Origin of the sequence: Actinomyces stomatis (genome assembly GCF_031292835.1) — a bacterium.
Classification (GTDB): domain Bacteria; phylum Actinomycetota; class Actinomycetes; order Actinomycetales; family Actinomycetaceae; genus Actinomyces; species Actinomyces stomatis.
This window is the reverse complement of the sequence record NZ_JASPEP010000006.1, coordinates 25,783-47,240: the sequence shown is the minus strand read 5'-3', so window position 1 is coordinate 47,240 and position 21,458 is coordinate 25,783. Positions and strand designations below refer to the sequence as shown.

Below are 21,458 nucleotides of genomic sequence, written 5' to 3'. Positions count from 1 at the left end.
ATGGTTCGTCGGGTCGCAGAGGCCCGAGCATCCCGGCTCACCCGAAGATGAGCTGGCGCAGGTACTCGGCGTAGAAGAGTCCGAGTCCCGCGATGACGCACAGGCCGGCGATGATCCAGAAGCGGATCACCACATTGACCTCGGTCCATCCTCCCAGTTCGAAGTGGTGATGCAGTGGAGCCATGCGGAAGACGCGTCGGCCTGTCGACTTGAACGAGACGATCTGGATGATGTCGCTCATGACCTCGGCCAGGAAGAGTCCGCCCAGGATGACGGCGAGGAACTCGGTGCGGGTGAGGATCGACAGGCCGGCGACGGCCCCTCCCAGGGCCAGCGACCCGGTGTCGCCCATGAAGATCTTGGCCGGTGAGGCGTTCCACCACAGGAAGCCGAAGCAGGCACCCATGAGGGCGGCGGCGATCATGGCCAGATCTCGTGGGTCCCTGACCTGGTAGCAGGTGGTGGGGACCATGGTCTCGTGGCCGTAGTTGCAGGACTGGTTCGTCTGCCACACCCCGATGAGCGTGTAGGCGCCGAAGACCATGGCGGAGGCGCCGGCGGCCAGTCCGTCGAGACCGTCGGTGAGGTTGACGGCGTTGGACCAGGCGGTGATGAGGAAGTTGGCCCACAGGATGAACAGGATGAGCCCGACGACGCTGCCGGCAAAGGCCAGATTGATCGCCGAGTCCCGGGCGAAGGAGATCCGGGTGGAGGCGGGGGTGAGCCCGTTGCGGTCCGCGAAGTGCAGGGCCGCCACCGAGAATCCGATACCGATGAGCGCCTGCCCCACGATCTTCTGCCAGGCCCGCAGCCCCAGGGAGCGCTGCTTGGAGATCTTCTCGAAGTCGTCCAGGAATCCGATGAGCCCGAGCCCGACGATGAGGAAGAGCAGCAGGACCCCGGAGGCGCGCGGTGTGCGCAGCTGGGTGAGATTGGCCAGGGTGTATCCCAGGACGGTGGAGATGATGATGACGAGGCCGCCCATGGTCGGCGTGCCGCGCTTGGTGAAGTGTCCCTGGGGGCCGTCCTGGCGGATGAACTGTCCGTACTCCTTGGCGTGGAGGTAGCGGATGAGCAGAGGGGTCCCCAACAGGGTGCCCACCAGTCCGACCACGCCGGAGATGAGGATGGCGGTCATCGGGGACGAACCTCCTTGAGGTGATCGGCCAGGCGCCAGGCGCCCGAGCCGTTGGAGCCCTTGACCAGGACGGCGTCGCCGTCGGACAGCAGGGCGTCGATCTGGGAGATGGCGGTCGCGGCGTCATCGAAGCCGACGACCTCGACCCCTCGCGCCCCGGCCGCCTCGAGTGCCTCCTGGGTGGAGCCGATGCCGATGAGCATAGCGGCTCCGGCTTGGGCCGCTAGCTCTCCGGTGCGCGCGTGATCGGCGGCCGAGGACTCCCCCAGCTCGAGCATCTCGGAAACCACGACGACGCGACGCCGGTCCCCGGCCAGAGCCGGTAGTACGGCCAGCGCCGCCGTCATGGAGTCGATGTTGGCGTTGTAGGAGTCGTCGATAAGGAGAAGATCCCCACCGAGCTCCGACACATCCATGCGGTGGGGGCTCTCGATGCTCACGGAGCAGAGCCTCTCGGCGATGAGCTCCGGGGCGATCCCTGCGGCCAGGGCCAGTCCCGCGGCGGCCAGGGCGTTGGCGACGTTGTGAGCGCCGGCGACTGCCAGCTGGACGCGTCGGGGGGCGTCCAGACCGGGCAGGTGAAGGTCGAAGGCGGCTCGGGCGGCCGCGTCCAAGTCCACGTTCTCGGCCCTCAGGTCGGCCGCCCGACCTTGGGCGGAGAAGGTGAGGACCTGTGCCGGTGCGAGCTCGGCCATGGCTGCGGCGCGGGCGTCGTCGGCGTTGAGGACGGCGGTTCCTTCGGGCCGCAGGCCGGCGATGATCTCCGCCTTGGCCGCGGCGACGCCCTCGATGGAGCCGAAACCGCCCATGTGGGCGTGGCCGATCATGAGGACCCCGGCCGCGTCCAGGGGGGCGATGTCGGTGAGGTAGGCGATGTGCCCGGGCCCGGAGGCCCCCATCTCCAGGACGAGGTAGCGGGTGGACTCGTCGGCCTCCAGCACGGTCAGCGGCAGGCCGATCTCGTTGTTGAAGCTGGCCCTGGGGGCCACCGTGGGGCCGGAGGCGGCCAGGAGCTGACGGGTGAGGTCCTTAGTGGTGGTCTTGCCCACCGAGCCGGTCATCGCCACCACGGTGAGACGCTCACCGCGCTCGGCCGCGGCCCGGCGCAGAGCGTCCAGGTGGGTACGGGCCAGCGCGCCGAGGGCCGTCACGGTGTCCTCCACGAGGACGAGCCCCATGGACGGCTCCTCGGTCCGCCCCTGAGACAGCCCGCTGCGGGCGGCCTCCAGGTCGGAGACGATGGCTCCGACGGCGCCCAGGGCTCCGGCCGATCCCAGGTGGGCGTGGCCGTCGGTGCGTTCGCCGTGAACGGCGACGAACAGCGAGCCCTCGGCGGCCTGACGCGAGTCGGTGACGACCGGTCCGGTCACGGGGGCGTCCGGGCCGATGAGTCTGCCGCCGACGGCGGCCGCGATCTGACTCAGGCTGAGCCTCATGCCCGTCCCCATTTCTCCTCGACGGCCTCGGCCATCACGGGCGCGTCGTTGTAGCGGATGAACTCCCCGGCCATCTCCAGGAAGGGCTCGTGCCCCTTCCCGGTGACGATGACAGTGTCGTCGGGTTCGCACAGCTCGACGCCCCTACGCACGGCGTCGCCGCGCCAGGTGGTGATCTCCTCGACATCCTTCAGGTCGGGGCGCACGCCGCGCACCCCCTCCAGGATGGCGTCGCGGATGAGCTGGGGGTCCTCGCTGCGGGGGTTCTCGTCGGTGACGACCAGAACGTCCGCCAGGCGGGCGCACACCTCGCCCAGCATGGGCCGCTTGCCCTGGTCGCGGTCGCCGTCGGAGCCGAAGACCACGATGAGACGGCCCGGGGTGATGGGACGCACGGCCTTGAGGGCCAGTTCCATGGCCTCGGGGGTGTGGGCGAAGTCGACGATGCACAGGCCGCGTCGGCCGTCGCGCTGGCTGATGCGCTGCATGCGGCCGGGGATGTTGTGGGCACCGGCCAGGGCGGCGGCGGCCGTGGCGGCGGGCACCCCCGCACGGATGGCCATGACCAGGGCCAAAGCGGCGTTCTGGACGTTGACGAGTCCGGGCAGGGGGCAGGACGCCTCGATCTGCTCGCCGTCGGGCCCGTGGAGGGTGAAGGTGGTGGCGGAGTCGGTCAGGGAGACGGCGGCGTCACTGACCCACCAGTCGGCGGGAGTGTCACCGGGGTAGGCGCGCACGCGGTCGATCTCGATGGGTGCCTCGGCGGCCAGAGCGGCGCCCCACTGGTCATCGACGCAGACCACGCCACGGCGGGCGTGCTCGGGGGTGAACAGCTGCGCCTTGGCCTCGAGGTAGCCCTCCATGGTCTTGTGGAAGTCGAGGTGGTCGCGCTGGAGGTTGGTGAAGCCGGCGACGTCGACGACGAGGCCGTCGAGGCGGTGCAGGACGATGGCGTGGCTGGAGGCCTCCAGGGAGGCGGCGCCGACCCTGTCCTCCACGGCCAGGGCCATCATCCGCTGCAGGACGGGGGCCTCGACGGTGGTGCGCGGGGACTCCACGGAGTGCTCCCCCACGCGCAGCTCGACGGTTCCGGCCACCATGCAGCCGCCGACGTGGGCGGACAGGATCGCGTCGAGGAAGTAGGCGGTGGTCGTCTTGCCGTTGGTCCCGGTGACGGCGGTGGTGATCAGACCGCGAGCCGGATGGTGGTAGGCCTCGGCACTCAGGGGGCCGACGACGGCACGGGGGTCGTCGTGCACAAGGACCGGGGTACCGGGAGCGGACTCGTGGACGATCCGGGCTCCGTCAGCATCGGTCAGGACGGCAACGGCACCGGAGGCGACGGCCTCGGCGGCGAAGCGGGCGCCGTGGGCGGTGAAACCGGGCAGCCCCACGAAGAGCTCGCCCGGGGCGGTGTCGGCGGAGTCGACACTGACCCCCAGGATGCTCAGGTCGTTGAGGGTGGCGGCATCCTCAGCTGAGGCGGGAGCCAGGGAGAAGCGCTCGCTCAGGGTACTGATGGGGATGGGACCATTGGAGCTCGGCCGTAGGGCGGCGGCCGACTCGTAGGCGTGGTTGCTCATAGTTCCTCAATCTATCGCGACCTTCCACTGTCGATGTTCCACAAGAGCATCTCCGGCCTACTTCGCCGAGGTGCTGGTGGTCACGCTTCTCTCACCCCATACACCACCTCACTGGCTCGCGTCCCGCTCGCCACCGGCTCCGTTCCGAGCGGCCTGGGCCGCCACGACGCTCGGGTCCGGGGCGATATTGAGGGCCTGCATGGCGGCCAGAGCCACCTCCCGGAAGACGGGGGCGGCAACGGTGCCTCCATAGATTCCCTCGGGCCGGTTGACGATGACCGCGATGGCCAGCACCGGGTTGCGGGCCGGCAGAAAGCCGACGAAGGAGGCCACGGTGGAGTCGTCGGTGAGGATCTCGGTGGTTCCGGTCTTACCGGCCACCAGGTATCCGTTGATGGAGGCGGACTCCGCGGTGCCGCCCTCCTGGGTGACGCCGATGAGCATCTCGGTGAGGGTCTTGGCAGTCGCCTCGGAGATGACCCGCACCCCCTCGGGGCGGGTCTGCGGAGTCTCCTTGCCGTCGGCATCGATCCAGGCGTCGATGACGCGCGGGGCCACGCGCACGCCCTTGTTGGCCACGGTGGCCAGTACCTGGAGGGACTGGAGGGTGGTGCCGGCGACGCCCTGCCCGAACATCGTGGTGTAGCGGGTGCGGTCGTCCCAGGAGCTGGGCGGGTAGAGGATGCCGTCGGACTCCGCCGGCATCTCGATGCCGGTGGCCTGCCCCCAGCCGAAGCGCTTCATGTAGTCGTAGCGGACATCGTCGGAGACCTTCTCGCCGATCTGCACGGTGCCGACGTTGGACGACTCCGCCAGGACCCCGGCGGTGGTCATCGTCTGGGTCTCGTGCTCGTGGGCGTCCTTGAAGGTCTGCCCACTGGCCGAGGACCAGGTGTAGGGGATGGTCCAGGTGTCCTCGGGCTTGACCGCCCCCTCCTCCAGAGCGGTGGCGAAGGTGACGACCTTCCCGACGCTTCCGGGCTCGAAGACGGCCTGGACGCTGCGGGCGGTGCGGTTCTCCTCGGATGTGGCTGAGGGATCGGAGGGGTCGACCGAGTTGGAGTCGGCCAGGACCACGACCTTGCCGGTGGCCGGCTCCATGGCCATGACGATGCCCCAGTCCGCGTGCTGGGCGGCGACCGTTCGGTCGATGGTCTCCTGGGCGATGGACTGCAGGTCGGGATTAAGGGTGGTGCGCACCGTGGCGCCGGGCCGGGCAGGCTTGTCCTCCTGCTCACCGGTGGGGATGATGACGCCGCTGCGCCCGACCTCCTCGCTTCCCTTGCCGTCGGTTCCCGTGAGGTGCTTGTTCTGGGTGAGCTCGAGCCCGGCCGCCCCGATGAGCTCGCGGTTGTGCTCGCCCTCGTGGGTGAAGCCCAGGACGTTGCCGGCCACGGTCCCGGCCGGGTAGGTGCGTCGGGTGCGCTGGTCGGGCTCAACCCCGGAGATGTCCAGGGCCTTGATCTTTCGCCAGGTGTCAGGAGATACCTCCTGGGCGATGACCTCGTAGCTCCGGTTGCCCACGAGCTTGGCTCCGAGCTCAAGAGGATCGACGTTGAGGATCGGTGCGAGCTGGGCCGCGACCGCCGCCGCCCCGTAGTCGACGACGACCTCCTCGTTGACGCCGGTGGATTCGTTGAAGCGCATCTCAGTGCGCTCGTACTGAGCGATGAGGGGCTGGTTGACGCCGACGTCGTAGCTGACTGCCGAGGAGGCCAGGACGGTACCGTCCCGACCGGTGATGTCACCTCGGGGGGCTCGGTTGACCCAGGTGACCGTACGCTCGGCCTTCGCCTTCTCAGCAAGCTCCGGTCCGTCAACCGCCTGGACGTAGACGGTGCGCCCGGCCAGCGCGGAGAACACGAGCAGCCCTCCGAGCTGGAGGGCCTGACGACGCGAAGGATTCACAGGCGCCTACTTCCCGGTCTTGGGGGCATGGGCGGGAGTTCCCTCGGTGAGCTGCCCCTTGTTGACGTCGACGACGCCGGGCGCAGCGGCGGGCACCATCCCCAGCTCCTTGGCGCGGCCGGCCAGCGCGTCGGGTGCCGATGCCTCCTGGACCTGGGTGCGCAGCGTCTCGACGTGGTCCTCGGCGACGTTGAGCTCGACCTGCTTCTCCTTCATCCGGTAGGCGGTGTCGGCCATCTTGGCGTTGAGGAGCATCGAGGTGATGAGAGCACCGGCCAGCACGAAGATGATGAGGGAGAGGAAGGGGAGGGACGATGAGGCCGCTCGGGAGGAGCCGCTGACGACGCGCAGCTGGGGCCGCTTGACGGAGCCCGCCTCCGCGCGCCCCTGGGTGCTGGTGGAACCACTTGCCTGGGCGGTGCGCCGCGTCGCGATTGGGCGGGTGACTCGAGCAGTAGCAGTGGCGCTCATCAATGTGCCTTCCCTGTGGCGTAGCTGGACTGGTGTGGATGGACGATGGTGCAGTGGAAGTCGATGACCGTCTGGGACGGTCTGCCGACGTCTGGAACGGAGGGCCCGCCTAGCCCCGGTGGCGACGGCGGACGGAGTGTTCACCACTCCTGCGGCCGGGATCCCGCCCGCGGCCGTCGGCGGGTGCTGACGTCTCCGGTGAAGGAGCCTGGTCGGCCGGACGCAGACGGGCGGCTGCCCGCAGTCGCACTGGCGCGGAGCGGGGGTTGTGGTCGAGCTCGCGGGCATCGGCCTTCTCCGCACCGTTGGTGAGCAGCTCGAGGTAGGGACGGTCCGCCTCGGGGATGACTGGCAGGTCCTGGGGCGCCCGGGAGGTGGCTCCGTGGGCGAGGGCCCGTTTGACGATGCGGTCCTCCAGGGACTGGTAGGACTCCACCACGAGGCGCCCTCCTACGCGCAGGCTGTTGAGTGCTCGGGGCACGGCCCGCTCCAGGACGTCGAGCTCGGCGTTGACGGCGATGCGCAGCGCCTGGAAGGTCCGTTTGGCCGGATGCCCGCCGCTGCGTCGCGCCGGAGCAGGTACTGCCTGACGGACGAGCTCAGCCAGGTCCTGGGTGGTGGCGACCGGCTCCCCGGCCTCACGGCGACGCACGATGGCGGCGGCGACGCGGGAGGCGAACCGCTCCTCGCCGTAGGTGCGCAGGATGCGGGTGAGCTCGACGGCGTCCGCGGTCTCGAGCAGGTCCTGGGCGGTCATTCCCGAGCCCTGGTCCATGCGCATGTCGAGAGGCGCGGGGCGGGCGTAGGAGAAACCTCGTGAGGCCTCGTCGAGCTGGAGGGAGGAGACTCCCAGATCCATGAGGACGGCGTCCACCGTTCCCTCCGCGCTGGCGGAGTGCTCACGAGCCACCTGGTTGACGGCGTCATAGGTCGCCTGAACCGCGATGAAGCGGTCCCCGAAACGCGCCAGACGCGCCGAGGCCAGCGCGATCGCCTCGGGGTCGCGGTCGATGCCCACGACCTTCAGAGCCGGGAATCGCTCGAGCGCCGCCTCGGTGTGCCCACCCATACCCAGGGTGCAGTCGATCATGACCGGCCGGGCCGGACTGCCCGTCGACGTACCGTCGGCGGGGCTCTCGATGGCGGGAGCGAGCAGGTCCAGGCAGCGCTCAAGGAGCACCGGCTCGTGCCGGCCGGCGGCGTCGGCAGCGGATGCCTGTGCCTGCGAACTGGTCATGAGGCGTGCTCCTTTCTGGTGCTGGCTCGGCACCTGGTCCGGGTACCTGGCTGGTTCTCAGTTGCTGTTGGGTCCTCGACGTCCGCCGCTCACGCTCCCCGAGGAACCGGGGGGCGGCCATCTCACCAGGACTCCTCCCGTGGTTCCGGCGCCGGGGAAGAGGCGTCGGACTCGACATCGGGCGGAGACCTCACGAGATGGTTCGCCAGAGCCCTGATGGCGTCTGCGTGCGGTCCGTCGGGTTTGTTCAGTTGTCGAGAAGGTCGCGGTGTCAGAAGAAGCCCGGGATGATCTCCTCGGCCGTATCGGCGAAGATCTGTTCCTGAGCCTCCAGGTAGGTGCTCCAGGACTCGGAGTCCCAGATCTCCACCCGGGCGCCGGCCCCGATCACCGCCAGGTCCTTCTTCAGGCCCGCGTAGGCCCTCAGTGGCGCAGGCAGCGTGATACGCCCCTGCTTGTCCGGGATCTGCGAGTCCGCCCCCGAGAGCATGACGCGCACATAGTCGCGCGCCTGCTTCTGAGCGAGGGGGGCCTCACGCAGCTGGGCATACATGCGCTCGAACTCGGCGGCGGTGAAGGCGTACAGGCAGTGCTCCTGACCCCGGGTCAGAACCACGCCGCCCGCAAGCTCTTCACGGAACTTCGCCGGGAGGATGAGACGGCCCTTCTCGTCCAGCTTGGGTGCATGCGTCCCCAGGAACATGAGCCACCTCCTTCCCCTCGACGACCCCGTGCACCCCACCCTACTCCACTTCCCTCCCTTTTCTCCCACCCCTCCCCTTCGAGAGCATCACAACTACATATCACCGACGGCACCACCACCACCGCAACCCCCTCACTCTTCGTTGGAATGACAGCGATCCAGCACCTCGGGAAGCGGGGTGGAGGAAGGTGGAGGACAGGTGGAGGGAGGCGTTCACCACCACCTTCCTCGGCGTGGTGGACATACAGGAAAAAAGCAGAATCCACTCGGCCCGCACGCAGAGTTCCGGTGGGGCTCAGGATTTCTGCGGAGAGACACGAGGAGAGCCGCGGTGCTCTTCCCGAAGCCTGCTGAAATCCGATGAAGTCCTTGGAATCTCGATGACTATCCCCGGGCTCGCGGGGTCTGCCGAGCGCTGATCGGGTCCTCCATACGCTCAGGTCACGCCTCGAACGGGTGAGCGTTGGAGACAGGACCTGTCGAGTCGTACCAGCGGGAGGGATGCGGGGGTGGAGGGAAGTGGGGGAAGTGGAGGAAGGTGGAGACCGGTGTGCATTGACGCGGCCTGAGGGACGCAGGGATGCGGACGGAGAAGATCAGGGAGGGAGAGGGGATGTGAGCCGGTCAGTCCTCGGAGTCGCGCCTGCGATCCCAGCGCTCGGACTGGCGGTCCATGAAGGAGGAGCGCTTCTTCCCTCTGTTCCCATCCCTGGCTGGCCTGCCTCGACCTGCCGCGGGCCGACGTGAGCTCGTAGAGCTCTCGACCCGGGTCAGTGCCAGCGCGACACCGCCGACGGCTACGAGGAAGCCCGCGACCCCCAGCAGGATGGAGAGGACGTTGTGGGGCACCGAGACCCCCGCGATGAGAAGGGCCAGACCGACCAGGACCAGGGCCACGCCGCCACCGATATGGCGGGGCGAGGGGCGTGAGAGCCGACGTTCCTCACGCTGGAACGTCTGAGCCAGTTCGGGGTCATCCTCATGGAGCTGCGATTCCAGGTCTCGCAGGACCTGCTGCTCTCGCTCTGACAGTGCCATCATGCTCCTTGCTTCCGGGCGGGGCCGGGGATCTGCGCCGTAGTTGCCAGGATAGGCGCTATGGCGGCTCAGGAAAAACTCTCCTGAGCGGTTGGACCGGACCGATCCGGGGCGGAACCGCCCTCCTGCCCTGATCGGCCTCGTCCGGGGATCGTCCGACTCAGTGCCTCCATCGTGACGGTCTCCCGTCGCTACTGCGACTCGCTCGCGTCATCCGGCCCTTGTCGCCTCGCCTCGTCGGGCGGTGTCCGGGCGGCCCCGTCTCCCGGCAGGAGGCTGGCAGGGGCCAGCGCGTGTGCGCCCCACCTGCGGCGTACGGCGTCGGCAACCCGCTCGGAGGCGCCGCGCCGAGGATCCTCGTCCAGGAGGAGCTGCACACCGTCGTCGGGGCGCAGCAGTCCCTCGACCCGCACCCCCAGGAGGCGAAAGCCTCCGGGTGGGGTGGGCAGGGCGGAGTAGAGCGAGGAGACGGTCTCCCAGATGTCCTGAGCGAGGTCGGTGGGAGTGGCCAGGGTGCGTGATCGGGTGACGGTGGTGAAGTCGGCCCCTCGGGCCTTGAGAACGGCGACACGGCAGCGCAGGTCTGCCGCGCGCAGGCGTGCGGCGCACTGGTGGGTCTGGTCCAGCAGTACCCGTCGGGCGTGCTCCCGGTCGGTGAGGGTCTCGAAGAAGGTCGTCTCGGTCCCCACCGACTTCTCCTCACGCACCGGCTCCACCCGGCGGGGGTCGACACCGTGGGACAGCTCGTGCAGGTGGCGTCCGGCGGCCCGGCCGAGGATCCTCTCCAGGTGGCGCACGTCGGTGCCCGCCAACGTGCGCACGTCCTTGATCCCCCACCTGGCCAGGACCTCCTGCGTTCGGGCGCCCACACCCCACAGTGCCCCGACCGGCAGCACGTTGAGGAAGTCCTGCGTGGCGCCGGCCGGCACCAGGAGCAGACCATCGGGCTTGGCGTGGGAGGAGGCGAGCTTGGCGATGAACTTGGTGGAGGCAATGCCCACCGAGGCCGGAACACCCACTCGCCGGCGTATCTCGGTGCGGATCCACCGGCCGATGGTCACCGGAGAGCCCATGCGGCGCCTGGCCCCGGTCACGTCCAGAAAGGCCTCGTCGATACTCACCTTCTCCAGGACGGGGGTGACCTCCGCCAGGACGGCCATGACCTGGGCGGAGACCTGGGAGTAGAGGCCGTGACGTACGGGCAGGACCACGGCATGGGGGCAGCGCCGGGAGGCCTCTGCCATGGACATCGCCGAGGAGACGCCGAAGGCGCGGGCCTCGTAGGAGGCGGCCGAGACGACGCCCCTGCCGTCGCGGCCGCCGACGATGACGGGGCGGCCGACCAGCTCGGGGTGCTCGAGGAGCTCGACCGAGGCGAAGAAGGCATCCATGTCGACGTGGATGATGGGGGTGGCGGAGTCATCGTCCCCCCAGGACCGGCGCGCGGCCCGGGAACGGGGCGCCCTGCTCATCTCCACCTCCTCAACGAGTGCGACGTGCTCACCGGTTGGCAGGACCAGATGAGTCTCCTGCGCTCCTCTCAGGCTACCGTGGGGCTGTGACACGCAGACGCAGGACCTCCCGCGCCCCGGCACTGACCGACCTGCCCTCAGGCCCGGTGAGCACCTCCTGCGCCACTGCCGAGCTGGTGGCGCGAGACACCGGGATCCTTCTCATGCTGGACGGCGCGGAGTCCTCATTCCTGGACCTGCGCGACCCCTCCCACCTGGATTTCGAGTACCACCAGCAGATGGACGCGGTACTCACGGCGTTGCGCGGCGAGGGCGGTTCTGTCAGGGCACTCCACCTGGGTGGGGCTGGTTGCGCCCTGGCCAGGGCGTGGGACGTGACCCGACCCGGCTCCCAGCAGGTCGCCGTCGAGATCGACGAGATCCTCGCGGACCGGGTGCGAACCTGGTTCGACCTGCCCCGATCCCCCAGGCTGCGGATCCGGGTCGGCGACGCCGCCGAGGTGGTTACTGGGCTGCGGCCCGGCCAGTGGGACGTCGTGGTGCGGGACGTGTTCAACGGCGGAGGCGTGCCTGCCTCCTGCAGGAGCCAGGAGTTCCTCGACTCCTGCCTCAGGGCACTGGCGCCTGGCGGACTGCTGCTGGTCAACACCGCCTCCGTGCCACGCGCACAGACGGGCGCCGAGATCGCAGCGCTCACCAGCGTCCTGGACGGGGACACCTCCCGCGCGCTCATCGTCGCCGACCCCGCCGCGATGCGTGGCCGGCGTCGAGGCAACCTGGTGCTGGTGGCCCGCCAGGATCCCTTCACGGCGAGCGAGCTCGAGGAGGTCGAGCGCGCGGTGCGTCGCCTGCCGCTGCCGGTGCGCACCTGGACGTTCAACGACGCCGCGGTACCGCGTCCCGAGAGCGGCCGGACCCGCTAGAGGGGGCCAACCGGCCAGACCGGCTCGGGCCGCTCAGCAACGCTCAGCCCCCGGGGCCGGGGTTCCAGCCCTGGGGTCCCAGGTCCCCGGAGTCGTTGGCCTCCAGGAATGCCTCCAGGCGGGCACCGATCTCGTCGGCGCTGGGCAGGTTGAGGATCGGCGCGGAGGTGTCGACCTCACCGATGGCGATCTTGGGAGCCATGGCATCGTACTGGGCCTCCAGGGCCGATACGACGGCGCTGACCTCCGGCTGCTGGGCGGCCTCGGCGTTGATCTCGGCGCGGTTGATGCTGGCGGCGGCCTCGAGGTCCCCCACTGGCAGCGCCAGGCCGGTGGCCTGCACGACGGCGGTCAGCAGCGCCGAGGCCCCCTGCGGGAACTCGTCGCGGGCCACGTAGTGCGGGATCGCGGCCGAGACTCCCCGGGAGTCCAGGCCCAGCTCGCCCAGCCGCAGCTCCAGATAGGCCGACATCGACCCGGGCAGCTCGACATGTCCGAAGAGCTCGGGCTGGTTGGGCAGCAGGTCGGGCTGGCTGCCGTGATGGTGCACGTAGGTCGGACGCGTGTGGGGCACGGCCATGGGGACGCCGCTCATGCCGATGGCCTGGCTCACGCCCATGGAGACGGCCAGGTGGGCCACGGCTCCGACGAACTCGTCCCAGCGGTAGTCCGGCTCGCTGCCGTGGAGCAGGAGGACGTCCTCGCCGTCGTCGTCATGGAGGAGATCCAGGACCAGCTCGGGCATGATGACTGAGGAGTAGTTGTTGTGGACGAAGGTCATCGTGGGACGCCTGGCGCGGTAGTCCACGAGGGCGTCGATGTCGAAGGTGGCGACACGCTCACTGGGAAGTGTCATGAGCAGCTGGTCGACGGCCAGGGCGCCGGCGTTGCCGGCGTCCATGGCGCCCTCGAAGTGGTGGATGAGGACCCTCGGGGAGATCGGCTGATCCGCGGGGTGCTGGATGGTGAACAGTGGTCTCACGAGCCCGTCTCCTCCTGTCTGGTCTGATTCATCCTCTTCATCCTCCCGCGGCATGGGCCCGTCGGTCTCGCCCGACCTGACGGACGGGCGAGACCGACGGCGCCGAGGAGAGCGTGTCCGTGTCGTGCAATGGTCTCAGCATGGTCTTGGTTCGTTGCCCGGAGCGGCCCCGTCTCAGTCACGTCTCAGTCGTGTCTCGGTCGAGCAACGTCGAGTGACCTCGGCTCAGTGACACGATTCGGCGTTTTATCAGGATTCGTCCGGGTGAGTGCCCGGGAACGGTGGTTAGCGTCCTGGGCACTCCTGCCAACACCTTCCGGATTGTCGATGTTCCCACCCACGCCGGGTTCGGGCGGCTTGTTCGCCCTCGGCGTCCCCGTCGGGGCGTCAGCAGGAGAATAATGGGTCGACCGTACTGAAGCCATCACCGACCCCAGTACCCGTCAGCGTCAACCAGAGCCGGTCAGCGCACCCTACGCGCCTGCCGACCAGAACCAGAACCGATGCGAGGCCTTGTGAGTCAGACGATCCCCTCTCCCCCACCGCACTCCCAGCGGGAAGCGTCTCAGCGGGCGGAGGAAGATGCGGGCAGCGTCCGCGAGCGCGAGATGCGCGGTGAGCAGGTTGTCGTCGACCTCGCCTACAGCGAGCTGGACCGTCAGCTGGCTCAGGCCCGTCACTCCCTTGCCCGCACCGAGGCCCAGGGCGTCAGCGGCACCCACCAGTCTCGTGGAGAGCGGGACGCCTACGCCGTGCACTACTCGTCACTGGTCTCCTCCCTGGAGGGAGTTGAGGACCGTCTGGTCTTCGGACGGATGGACATGAGCGGGTCACCCGATGACGCACCGGACTCAGGAGCCTCCGGGAAGGCCTCTGCCTCCCCCACGGGCTCCGGTAAGGGCGCGGCGGGAGGCTCCTCCCCGGTGACTGATGGGGGGCGGCGTCACTACGTGGGTCGTATCGGCCTGCAGGACGCTCAGCACCGTGAGGTGATCCTGGACTGGCGCGCCCCTCTGGCCCGAGCCTTCTATCAGGCCACGGCCTCCCAGCCCATGGGGCTGGTGCGTCGGCGGCATATCGATACCCGGGCCCGCCAGGTGCTCGGGGTGGAGGACGAGGTCCTGGATCTGACCGCCCTGGAGGCCGGCGAGGCCCCGGCGGGTTCGTCCGGGACCGCCGTGGCTGCCGGGCAGCTGCAGGGCGAGGGGGCGCTCATCGCCGCGATGTCCAGCGCCCGTGACGGCCGTATGGGTGACATCGTGGCCACGATCCAGGCCGAGCAGGACCGGGTCGTCACCTCCTCGGGCCGGGGTGTGCTCGTGGTCCAGGGCGGTCCGGGAACGGGTAAGACGGCGGTGGCGCTGCACCGGGTGGCCTACCTGTTCTACTCCGAGCGCGAGCGCCTGGAGCGCTCCGGCGTGCTCCTGGTGGGACCGTCTCGTACCTTCCTGCGCTACGTGGAACAGGTACTTCCCTCCCTGGGCGAGACGGGGGTGGTCTCCACGACGATCGGCGACCTGGTCCCCGGGGTGCGGGCCGCGGCGCAGGAGGACGCCCGGATCGCCGAGCTCAAGGGACGCTCCCTGTGGGTCAAGGCCCTGGAGCGGGCTGTGCGGGGCCTGCAGCGCGTCCCGGAGGCTCCACGTGAGATCGAGGTGCAGGGTGTGCGTCTGTCGCTGAAACCCGACGACGTGCGTGAGGCGGCCTCACGGGCCCGTCGGGGCGGCAAGCCCCACAACCTGGCCCGCGAGGCATTCGTGATCTGGCTTCTGGAGCGCCTGACCGACCAGTACGCGGAGGCCACGAACCAGGACGCCTCGGACGCCGACACGCGCGCCTGGATCCGTGAGGACATCCGTACCGCCCGCGACGCCCGCCGGGAGATCAACCTGTGCTGGATGCCGACGACGCCCCAGGGGCTGCTGGAGCGGCTGTGGAGCCGGCCATCCCTCCTGGAGCAGGTGGCGCCCTCCTTGAGCGAGCAGGAGCGCGAGCTGCTGCGCCGTGAGCCGGGAAGCGGACTGACCGCGGCGGACATTCCCCTCATTGACGAGCTGGCCGAGCTGCTGGGCCCCAGTGAGGACGCCCAGGCCCGGCGCGCCCGGCTGGAGGCCCGCCGCCGCGAGGACCTGGTGGCCTACGCGGCCCAGGCGATCGAGTCCCAGGAGCTGGGCGATGGGATGGTCAGTGCCGAGATGCTGGCCGACCGGGTCTCCCAGAGCGGTCCCACTCTCACTCTGGCTGAGCGGGCCCGGGCGGATCGGACATGGACCTACGGGCACGTCGTCGTCGATGAGGCCCAGGAGCTGGGCACCATGGCGTGGCGGGCACTGGCGCGTCGCTGCCCGGTGCGCTCCTTCACGGTAGTGGGAGACCTGGCCCAGTACTCGGGTCCCCACGCCCCGGGCAGCTGGGGCGAGGTGCTGACCGCTCTGGGGACGGCGTCGACCCAGGAGGCTGAGGGCCGCTCCCGCTCGCAGTCCCGTCACCGGGCCCGTTCGCGCTCGCGGCAGAGCAGGCAGTCGGGGCGCTCGCGAGGCGGGTCGACCCCACTGCGCGAGGAGGCGCTCAGCGTCTGCTACCGCACGCCGGCCACGATCATGGAGGTGGCAGAGGAGACGGTGGCGCATCTGGGTCATCCGCCGGTCTACCCGGTGCGCTCGGTGCGCGACCTGCCGGACTGTCTGGAGGTCACGGACCTGTCGCAGTCCCCTCAGGGCGCACAGGCCGATGCCGGGGCGGGATTCTTGCGCGAGGTCGTCGCCCAGGAGTCGGCCCGCCTGGATGAGCAGGTGGGCGCCGGCGTCGGGCGTATCGCGGTCATCTCCCCCTCCCCCGGCCGCACGGAGGCGCTGCTGCGCCAGGACGCGGACCTGGCCGCGGCGATGGAGGCGCCGGGAGGCGATGTGCTGCGCTCGCGGCTGCTGGTGGTTGACCCGGTGCTGTCCAAGGGGCTGGAGTTCGACGTCGTGGTGCTCGTCGACCCGGCTGAGGTCGGTGAGCGCAGCGCGGGCGACCTGTACGTGGCGATGACTCGCCCCACGCGCCGCCTGCGGGTGGTCAGCCGCCTGCCTCTGCCCCGGGGCCTGGAGCCGCGTTCCAGCAACCGGTGAGCCGGATCGCACACGGTTGTCAACGGCACTGACCGCGCAGGTTACGCCACCGTAGGTTACGGTTGCTCCTGACTTCTCGTCGTCGCGCCGTGCGGCACCCGCGGCGGGCGAGACCTTCTCCGGCAGGGGAAGGCTCACGGCAGACAAGGGGGAAGACCCATGAGTGCTTCACGCACGTCGGTACCCGCGTTCACTGACGACGCCGCATCGGCGACCGGTTCAGGCGCCTCTCGGGATGAGGCCCTCGACGCCGTCTACCGGCAGGCCGGGGTGCCCTCCACGATCCCGGAGGTCAGCGAGCCCCTGTCCTGCATGCTGCGTGACGCCGCCCGGGACTTCCCGGACCGGGTGGCCCTGGACTTCCTGGGCGCCACCACCACGTACTCCCAGCTGGAGAACCAGGTGGGACGGGCCGCCGAGGCCCTGCGGGGCTTGGGGGTCGGGCGCGGAGACGTCGTTGGGCTCATTCTTCCCAACTGTCCTCAGCACGTGGTCGTGGCCTACGCGGCCTGGCGCATCGGGGCGATCGTGGCCGAGCACAACCCGTTGGCGCCTGCCGCCCAGCTGCGCGAGCAGTTCCACATCCACCGCGGGCGTGTCATCATCGCCTGGGAGAAGACCCTCGAGCGCCTCGTGGCGGCAGTGGGTTCCCTGGAGGCGGCCGGCCTGGGGGGCCTGAACGTGTACTCGGTGGACCTGTCCCGTCATCTCCCACTGCGCAGCCGCCTGGCCCTGAGGCTGCCAGTGGCCGCCGCCCGCACCCAGCGCCGAGAGCTGCGCGGCAGGGTACCGGCCGGGGTGCGCTCCTGGGACGACCTGGCCGCCTCCGCCATCCCCTTGGCCACAGGATTCCCGCTGCCGAGCGTCTCGGAGGCGGCGGCTCTGCTGTACACCGGGGGGACGACGGGAACTCCCAAGGCCGTGTGCCTCAGCCATGAGAACCTGCGCTCCAACGCTGAGATGTCCTTGGCCTGGGCGTCTCGCACCACGAGTGCGGGCAAGGAGACCTTCTACGCCGTCCTGCCCTTCTTCCACGCCTTCGGCATGTCTCTGTCGTTGCTGTGCGCGGTGGGACTGGCCGCCACCCAGGTGGTACTGCCCAAGTTCGGGGCGGACCTGGTGCTGGCCGCCTGGAAGCGGCGCCCGGCCACCTTCTTCCCGGGGGTGCCGGTGATGTTCGACCGTCTGGTGACCCGAGCGCGGACCACGGGAGCGAATCTGTCCTCCTGCAAGATCGCCGTGTGCGGGGCCGCCCCCAACCCGCTGGCGGTGGCGCAGGCCTGGGAGGAGGCCACCGGCGGCACCATCATCGAAGGCTACGGGATGACCGAGTCCTCCCCCATCATCCTGGGCAACCCGATCTCGCCGGCGCGTCGACCCGGCACCCTCGGGGTGCCCTACCCCTCCACCCAGGTGCGTCTGGTGGACCCCGAGGACGTCGAGCGCGAGGTGGCCCCCGGTGAGGTCGGCGAGCTGCTGGCCCGCGGCCCCCAGGTCTTCACCGGCTACTGGGACAACCCCGAGGAGAGCGCCGAGGTGCTGCTGGACGGGGGCTGGCTGCGCACGGGCGACCTGGTGCGCCAGGAGGCGGACGGCTTCTACGTCATCGCCGACCGCCGCAAGGAGCTCATCATCTCGGGGGGCTTCAACATCTACCCCACGGAGGTGGAGGCCGCGGTCCGCTCGATGCCGCAGGTGGAGGACGTCGCCGTCGTCGGGCTGCCGGCCGAGGCCGGTAACGAGTCCGTCGTTGCCGCGATCCTGCCCAAGGAGGGCCAGACGGTCACCCTGGAGCAGGTGCGCGAGTGGGCGGCCAAGAACCTGTCCAACTACGCCCTGCCGCGCCAGATCGCGATCCTGACCGAGATGCCCCGATCCCAGATCGGCAAGGTGCTGCGGCGCGTGGTGCGCGACGAGCTCCTGGCGGCCCGTGAGGCGGCCTCCGGGGCGGCGACGGCCGCGGCCGTCTCCATCGTTGAGCACTTCCCCGGCAGGAGTGACCGCAAGGAGAGCAATAAGCAGGAGGCCGGCCAGGACGGCAAGGCCGGGCCCCAGGGCGATGCAGCATACCGCTGAAGGCCCGCCCTTAAGACCGCCGCCGTTCCAGATCACCTGACTGTTTTCTCTCCCCCACACCGTGACAGCCCTATCCGACCCCACAGACATGAGTGACAGCACCACTATCGACGCCGGCGTCTCGCCGCAGCAGGCCACCCAGGACCACCGCCACTACCTGCGCCCTCACTACCAGCCCGGCATCCCCGCGGCGATCGAGGTTCCCGACGCACCTTTGAGCGAGCTGCTGGAGACCGCGGCGCGGTTCTACCCCGACCGGGTCGCCATCGACTTCCTGGGCGCGGCGATGACCTACCGCGAACTGCTGGAGGCCTCGGAGCGCGCGGCGCAGGTGCTGCGGACCTCGGGGGTGCACAAGGGCGACCGGGTGGCTCTCATCATGCCGAACTGTCCGCAGCACGCCGTTGCCCTCTACGGGGCGCTGCGCATCGGCGCAATCGTGGCCGAGCACAACCCGCTGGCGCCCGCCGAGGAGATCCGATCCCAGCTGGATGCTCACGGAGCCCGCGTCGTCATCGTGTGGGAGAAGGGCGTCGATCTCGTCACGGCTCCCGCCACTGGTTCGCACGACGGCGGCGATGCGCTCCAGGGACGCACGGTCTTCAGCGTGGATCTCTCGGCGGCGATGCCGAAGCGCCTGCGCGCCGCGCTGCGTCTCCCGGTGGAGCGGGCCCGTCGGCAGCGGGCCGCATTCCGGGCCCAGAGCCTGCCGGCGGGTGTGCGCTCCTGGGACAAGGAGGTGGCCGGCGCTCACCGGATCCCCTCGCGCTTCCCCTACCCGGCCGGCTCCGATGTGGCGGTCCTGCTGCACACCGGTGGGACGACCGGCACGCCCAAGGCGGCGATGCTCACGCACACCAATCTGCGGGCCAACGCCAACCAGGCCATCGCCTGGGTGCCGATGCTGCACGAGGGCGGGGAGAACTTCCTGTGCCTGCTGCCCTTCTTCCACGCCTTCGGGCTGACCTTCAACCTCTTCTGCGCGGTGCAGAAGGCCGCCACCCAGGTGATGCTGCCCAAGTTCTCGGTGGATCAGGTCCTCGCCGCGCACGAGCGGCGCCCCTTCACCTTCTTCGTCGGCGTGCCGGTCATGTTCGAACGGATCCTCGACGGCGCCCAGAAGCGGGGCACGAGCCTTGGCACCCTGCGCTATGGGGTGTGCGGGGCGGCCCCGATGCCACCGGAGGTCGGGGCGCGATGGGAGAAGGCGACCGGCGGGTTCTTCGTCGAGGGCTATGGCATGACTGAGACGAGTCCGATCGTCGCGGGCACGCCCATGGGGCCCTCGCGCCGCCTGGGGGCGCTGGGCCTGCCCTTCCCGTCCACGGACGTGCGCGTCGTCGACCCCGAGGAGCCGGACCCCGACCGGGAGGTCACCGACGGCGAGCCGGGCGAGCTGCTGGTGCGTGGCCCGCAGGTCTTCGCCGGCTACTGGGAGGATGAGGCGGCCACGCAGGCCGCGATGCTGCCGGGTGGGTGGCTGCGCACGGGCGACATCGTGCGCAGGGAGGACTCCTTCCTGTGGATGGCCGACCGCAAGCGCGAGCTGATCCTCACCGGTGGCTTCAACGTCTACCCCAGTCAGGTGGAGGCGGCGATCCGCTCTATGAAGGGCGTGGCCGACGTCGCCGTGGTGGGGCTCCCCGACGGTGCGATGGGCGAGCTCGTGTGCGCCGCTGTGGTCCTGACCGAGGGGACCGAGCCGGGGTCGGTGACCCTGGAGGCGGTGCGGGAGCACGCCGAGCGGACGGTCCCGCGCTACGCGCTGCCGCACCGCCTGGAGGTCATTGAGGAGATGCCCCGTTCCCAGATCGGCAAGATCCTGCGTCGCGTCGTGCGCGAGCGGGTACTGAGTTTAGACTGTAATGTTTGATGATCAGGTGACAATCACCAACGCAATTCCCCCAAGGACATCTACAGGATTTACATCACCGAACAGTCAGGCACGCCTGACCCATTAATTTTTACAAACAACGTATCATTGTCGATCACCGACCATGGAATTCTCCCACAAAATTCCTCCTTTATGACGTCGCCCTTCTTAAGTATATCCATTTCTCCGTCCCTCAAAACAACAACTCCACCTTCATTCTCTCCAAGCACCTCGCCTACAAATGTACCATAGATCCCACGGTCATTGTTTTGGTATGTAATCTTCTGACTTGGAAACCATGAGCCAGGAACAAAAATCGCAGCAATAATTGCCGCTATTACTGCCACCGTAATCACGTTACTATTTTGCGCAAATGACTTACTGAGTAAGTTCAACACCACCCCATACTTTATGTCGACACCCTGGGAGCAGTTAGGCCGTCCCCTTTTACCGCCACTCCACCCTCCTTCGAGTCGATTAATCCAGTCTTCCATGTTTTTCTCCTTGTGCACTTTATATAGACACTTACCATGTGCGACAAGAATCACAAACTGAGAAACGAGACCCAAGACAAACAGAATCCACGGCACCACAAAAAACAAGACAATATCGATTATTGCAGACGACAGGAAAGTCACAAGGAAGTCTTTAAATAATCCACCCCCATTGTTTTCACGTATCCGACCAACCGATTTCCACACATACCACCCAGGGTACCCTAGAAGCAATATAAAGCCTTCGAAGAACGCAACCTGATATACTGCCATTATCAGCAGCGTGGAGCGGTCTGCGAGCTGAATTACACGCATCGCCAGGTCTAACTTCCAACCCGTCAGCCACATCGCTTGCACAAGGACTACCGCAAGCCCTATCCCAGACAATACCCACGCAGGCGCAGCACCAAAGAATCTGTATGCACTACCAAGTGCAACCACACCATCATCTTGTCTTCCAGATGAAGGTTCACTTGAGGGATTGCTAGACATTAAATAATACCTTCATAAATTGACTCAGAGAATCAGTACATGAAGTACTAGATACTGACCTAGATTATATATTTCCTCTCTCCCAGGGCTCGACGTCGCCGGGGACGACCCGGAAGATCGGGTGCGCCTCAAGCCGCTCCGGCAGGGGCAGGAGCTCGGGGGCGCGCCCAGCCAGCTTGGCCTCAAGGTGCCTGCGCTCCAGGTCCATCTGCCCCTCGGTGACCGTCAGGCTGACGCCGGTGCACTCCGCCTCTGGCAGGTCGATGCGGGAGGCGTCGAAGCGGTAGCCGCGCCGGACGGCCTCCTCGCGCAGCCCCCACAGGTAGGCACCCACCGCCACCGCGGGGGTGACCGGATCGGGGGCGGCGCGGAAGCGTTCGAGCTGGGGGTGGTTGCGGTAGCCGCGGGTGCGTCCGGCCAGGACCGCCTGGGCCAGCAGCGACTCGCGCCAGCAGGCCACCAGGCCCGCACGGTCCAGGTGGCGCGGGTGCAGCGACCACATGCGCATGGCGGGCCCTC

Annotated in this window: 16 protein-coding genes; 4 read left to right on the top strand and 12 right to left on the bottom strand. The window is 68.8% G+C overall.

Translation table 11 applies throughout. The features are described from left to right. Positions 1–37: 37 nt before the first annotated feature. From mraY to dinB, 9 genes are all read right to left on the bottom strand, one after another. Positions 38–1,138, bottom strand: coding sequence for a phospho-N-acetylmuramoyl-pentapeptide-transferase (mraY, locus tag RIV12_RS05490; protein ID WP_075418897.1), 1,101 nt, complete (start codon positions 1,136–1,138; stop codon positions 38–40). Further along, positions 1,135–2,586 (bottom strand): UDP-N-acetylmuramoyl-tripeptide--D-alanyl-D-alanine ligase, encoded by a 1,452-nt coding sequence (locus tag RIV12_RS05485; protein ID WP_309322737.1) that lies wholly within the window; start codon positions 2,584–2,586, stop codon positions 1,135–1,137. The genes mraY and RIV12_RS05485 overlap by 4 nt, the downstream gene beginning before the upstream one ends. Beyond that, positions 2,571–4,157, bottom strand: a complete 1,587-nt coding sequence (locus RIV12_RS05480) for a UDP-N-acetylmuramoyl-L-alanyl-D-glutamate--2,6-diaminopimelate ligase (RefSeq protein WP_309322736.1) — start codon at positions 4,155–4,157, stop codon at positions 2,571–2,573. The genes RIV12_RS05485 and RIV12_RS05480 overlap by 16 nt, the downstream gene beginning before the upstream one ends. A gap of 108 nt (positions 4,158–4,265) precedes the next feature. After that, positions 4,266–6,065 carry a peptidoglycan D,D-transpeptidase FtsI family protein gene (locus RIV12_RS05475; protein ID WP_075418900.1) on the bottom strand — a complete coding sequence of 600 codons (1,800 nt, stop codon included), beginning with the start codon at positions 6,063–6,065 and terminating at the stop codon, positions 4,266–4,268. Positions 6,066–6,071: 6 nt separating this feature from the next. Further along, positions 6,072–6,536: a cell division protein FtsL gene (gene ftsL, locus RIV12_RS05470; RefSeq protein ID WP_075418901.1), complete on the bottom strand. Its 465-nt coding sequence runs from the start codon at positions 6,534–6,536 to the stop codon at positions 6,072–6,074. A gap of 109 nt (positions 6,537–6,645) precedes the next feature. After that, a complete protein-coding gene (rsmH, locus tag RIV12_RS05465; RefSeq protein ID WP_075418902.1) occupies positions 6,646–7,773 on the bottom strand; it encodes a 16S rRNA (cytosine(1402)-N(4))-methyltransferase RsmH in 1,128 nt (375 codons plus the stop codon). Between the two features lie 271 nt (positions 7,774–8,044). After that, positions 8,045–8,476 (bottom strand): division/cell wall cluster transcriptional repressor MraZ, encoded by a 432-nt coding sequence (gene mraZ, locus RIV12_RS05460; protein ID WP_309322735.1) that lies wholly within the window; start codon positions 8,474–8,476, stop codon positions 8,045–8,047. Positions 8,477–9,100: 624 nt separating this feature from the next. Then, positions 9,101–9,514 carry a DUF3040 domain-containing protein gene (locus tag RIV12_RS05455; RefSeq protein ID WP_075418904.1) on the bottom strand — a complete coding sequence of 138 codons (414 nt, stop codon included), beginning with the start codon at positions 9,512–9,514 and terminating at the stop codon, positions 9,101–9,103. Positions 9,515–9,705: 191 nt separating this feature from the next. Then, a complete protein-coding gene (gene dinB / locus RIV12_RS05450) occupies positions 9,706–10,986 on the bottom strand; it encodes a DNA polymerase IV (RefSeq protein ID WP_309322734.1) in 1,281 nt (426 codons plus the stop codon). 86 nt (positions 10,987–11,072) lie between these two features. Between dinB and RIV12_RS05445 the strand changes: the two genes are divergently transcribed. Further along, positions 11,073–11,909: a spermidine synthase gene (locus RIV12_RS05445; RefSeq protein ID WP_309322732.1), complete on the top strand. Its 837-nt coding sequence runs from the start codon at positions 11,073–11,075 to the stop codon at positions 11,907–11,909. Positions 11,910–11,952: 43 nt separating this feature from the next. On the opposite strand, the gene RIV12_RS05440 is transcribed toward RIV12_RS05445, so the two are convergent. Next, positions 11,953–12,891, bottom strand: a complete 939-nt coding sequence (locus RIV12_RS05440; protein ID WP_075418906.1) for a PAC2 family protein — start codon at positions 12,889–12,891, stop codon at positions 11,953–11,955. A 503-nt stretch (positions 12,892–13,394) separates the two neighbouring features. On the opposite strand from RIV12_RS05440, the gene RIV12_RS05435 reads away from it, so the two are divergent. The 3 genes from RIV12_RS05435 to RIV12_RS05425 all read left to right on the top strand — a co-directional run bounded on the left by RIV12_RS05435 (position 13,395) and on the right by RIV12_RS05425 (position 19,953). Continuing rightward, on the top strand, positions 13,395–16,004 hold the full coding sequence (locus tag RIV12_RS05435) for a HelD family protein (RefSeq protein WP_309322730.1): 2,610 nt from the start codon (positions 13,395–13,397) through the stop codon (positions 16,002–16,004). A gap of 159 nt (positions 16,005–16,163) precedes the next feature. Further along, positions 16,164–18,080, top strand: coding sequence for an AMP-binding protein (locus RIV12_RS05430; protein WP_309322728.1), 1,917 nt, complete (start codon positions 16,164–16,166; stop codon positions 18,078–18,080). Between the two features lie 88 nt (positions 18,081–18,168). Beyond that, positions 18,169–19,953: an AMP-binding protein gene (locus tag RIV12_RS05425; protein WP_309322726.1), complete on the top strand. Its 1,785-nt coding sequence runs from the start codon at positions 18,169–18,171 to the stop codon at positions 19,951–19,953. Positions 19,954–20,003: 50 nt separating this feature from the next. On the opposite strand, the gene RIV12_RS05420 is transcribed toward RIV12_RS05425, so the two are convergent. Both RIV12_RS05420 and RIV12_RS05415 read right to left on the bottom strand, forming a co-directional pair. Beyond that, positions 20,004–20,939, bottom strand: a complete 936-nt coding sequence (locus tag RIV12_RS05420) for a hypothetical protein (RefSeq protein ID WP_309322723.1) — start codon at positions 20,937–20,939, stop codon at positions 20,004–20,006. 64 nt (positions 20,940–21,003) lie between these two features. Further along, positions 21,004–21,447, bottom strand: a complete 444-nt coding sequence (locus RIV12_RS05415) for a pyrimidine dimer DNA glycosylase/endonuclease V (protein ID WP_309322721.1) — start codon at positions 21,445–21,447, stop codon at positions 21,004–21,006. Between the last annotated feature and the right edge of the window lie 11 nt (positions 21,448–21,458).

Coding starts and splice junctions, on each gene's coding strand:
- mraY (WP_075418897.1), bottom strand. CDS start 1,138: ATGACCGCCATCCTCATCTCCGGCGTGGTCGGACTGGTGGGCACCCTG.
- RIV12_RS05485 (WP_309322737.1), bottom strand. CDS start 2,586: ATGGGGACGGGCATGAGGCTCAGCCTGAGTCAGATCGCGGCCGCCGTC.
- RIV12_RS05480 (WP_309322736.1), bottom strand. CDS start 4,157: ATGAGCAACCACGCCTACGAGTCGGCCGCCGCCCTACGGCCGAGCTCC.
- ftsL (WP_075418901.1), bottom strand. CDS start 6,536: ATGAGCGCCACTGCTACTGCTCGAGTCACCCGCCCAATCGCGACGCGG.
- rsmH (WP_075418902.1), bottom strand. CDS start 7,773: ATGACCAGTTCGCAGGCACAGGCATCCGCTGCCGACGCCGCCGGCCGG.
- mraZ (WP_309322735.1), bottom strand. CDS start 8,476: ATGTTCCTGGGGACGCATGCACCCAAGCTGGACGAGAAGGGCCGTCTC.
- RIV12_RS05455 (WP_075418904.1), bottom strand. CDS start 9,514: ATGGCACTGTCAGAGCGAGAGCAGCAGGTCCTGCGAGACCTGGAATCG.
- dinB (WP_309322734.1), bottom strand. CDS start 10,986: ATGAGCAGGGCGCCCCGTTCCCGGGCCGCGCGCCGGTCCTGGGGGGAC.
- RIV12_RS05435 (WP_309322730.1), top strand. CDS start 13,395: ATGCGAGGCCTTGTGAGTCAGACGATCCCCTCTCCCCCACCGCACTCC.
- RIV12_RS05430 (WP_309322728.1), top strand. CDS start 16,164: ATGAGTGCTTCACGCACGTCGGTACCCGCGTTCACTGACGACGCCGCA.
- RIV12_RS05425 (WP_309322726.1), top strand. CDS start 18,169: ATGAGTGACAGCACCACTATCGACGCCGGCGTCTCGCCGCAGCAGGCC.
- RIV12_RS05420 (WP_309322723.1), bottom strand. CDS start 20,939: ATGTCTAGCAATCCCTCAAGTGAACCTTCATCTGGAAGACAAGATGAT.
- RIV12_RS05415 (WP_309322721.1), bottom strand. CDS start 21,447: ATGCGCATGTGGTCGCTGCACCCGCGCCACCTGGACCGTGCGGGCCTG.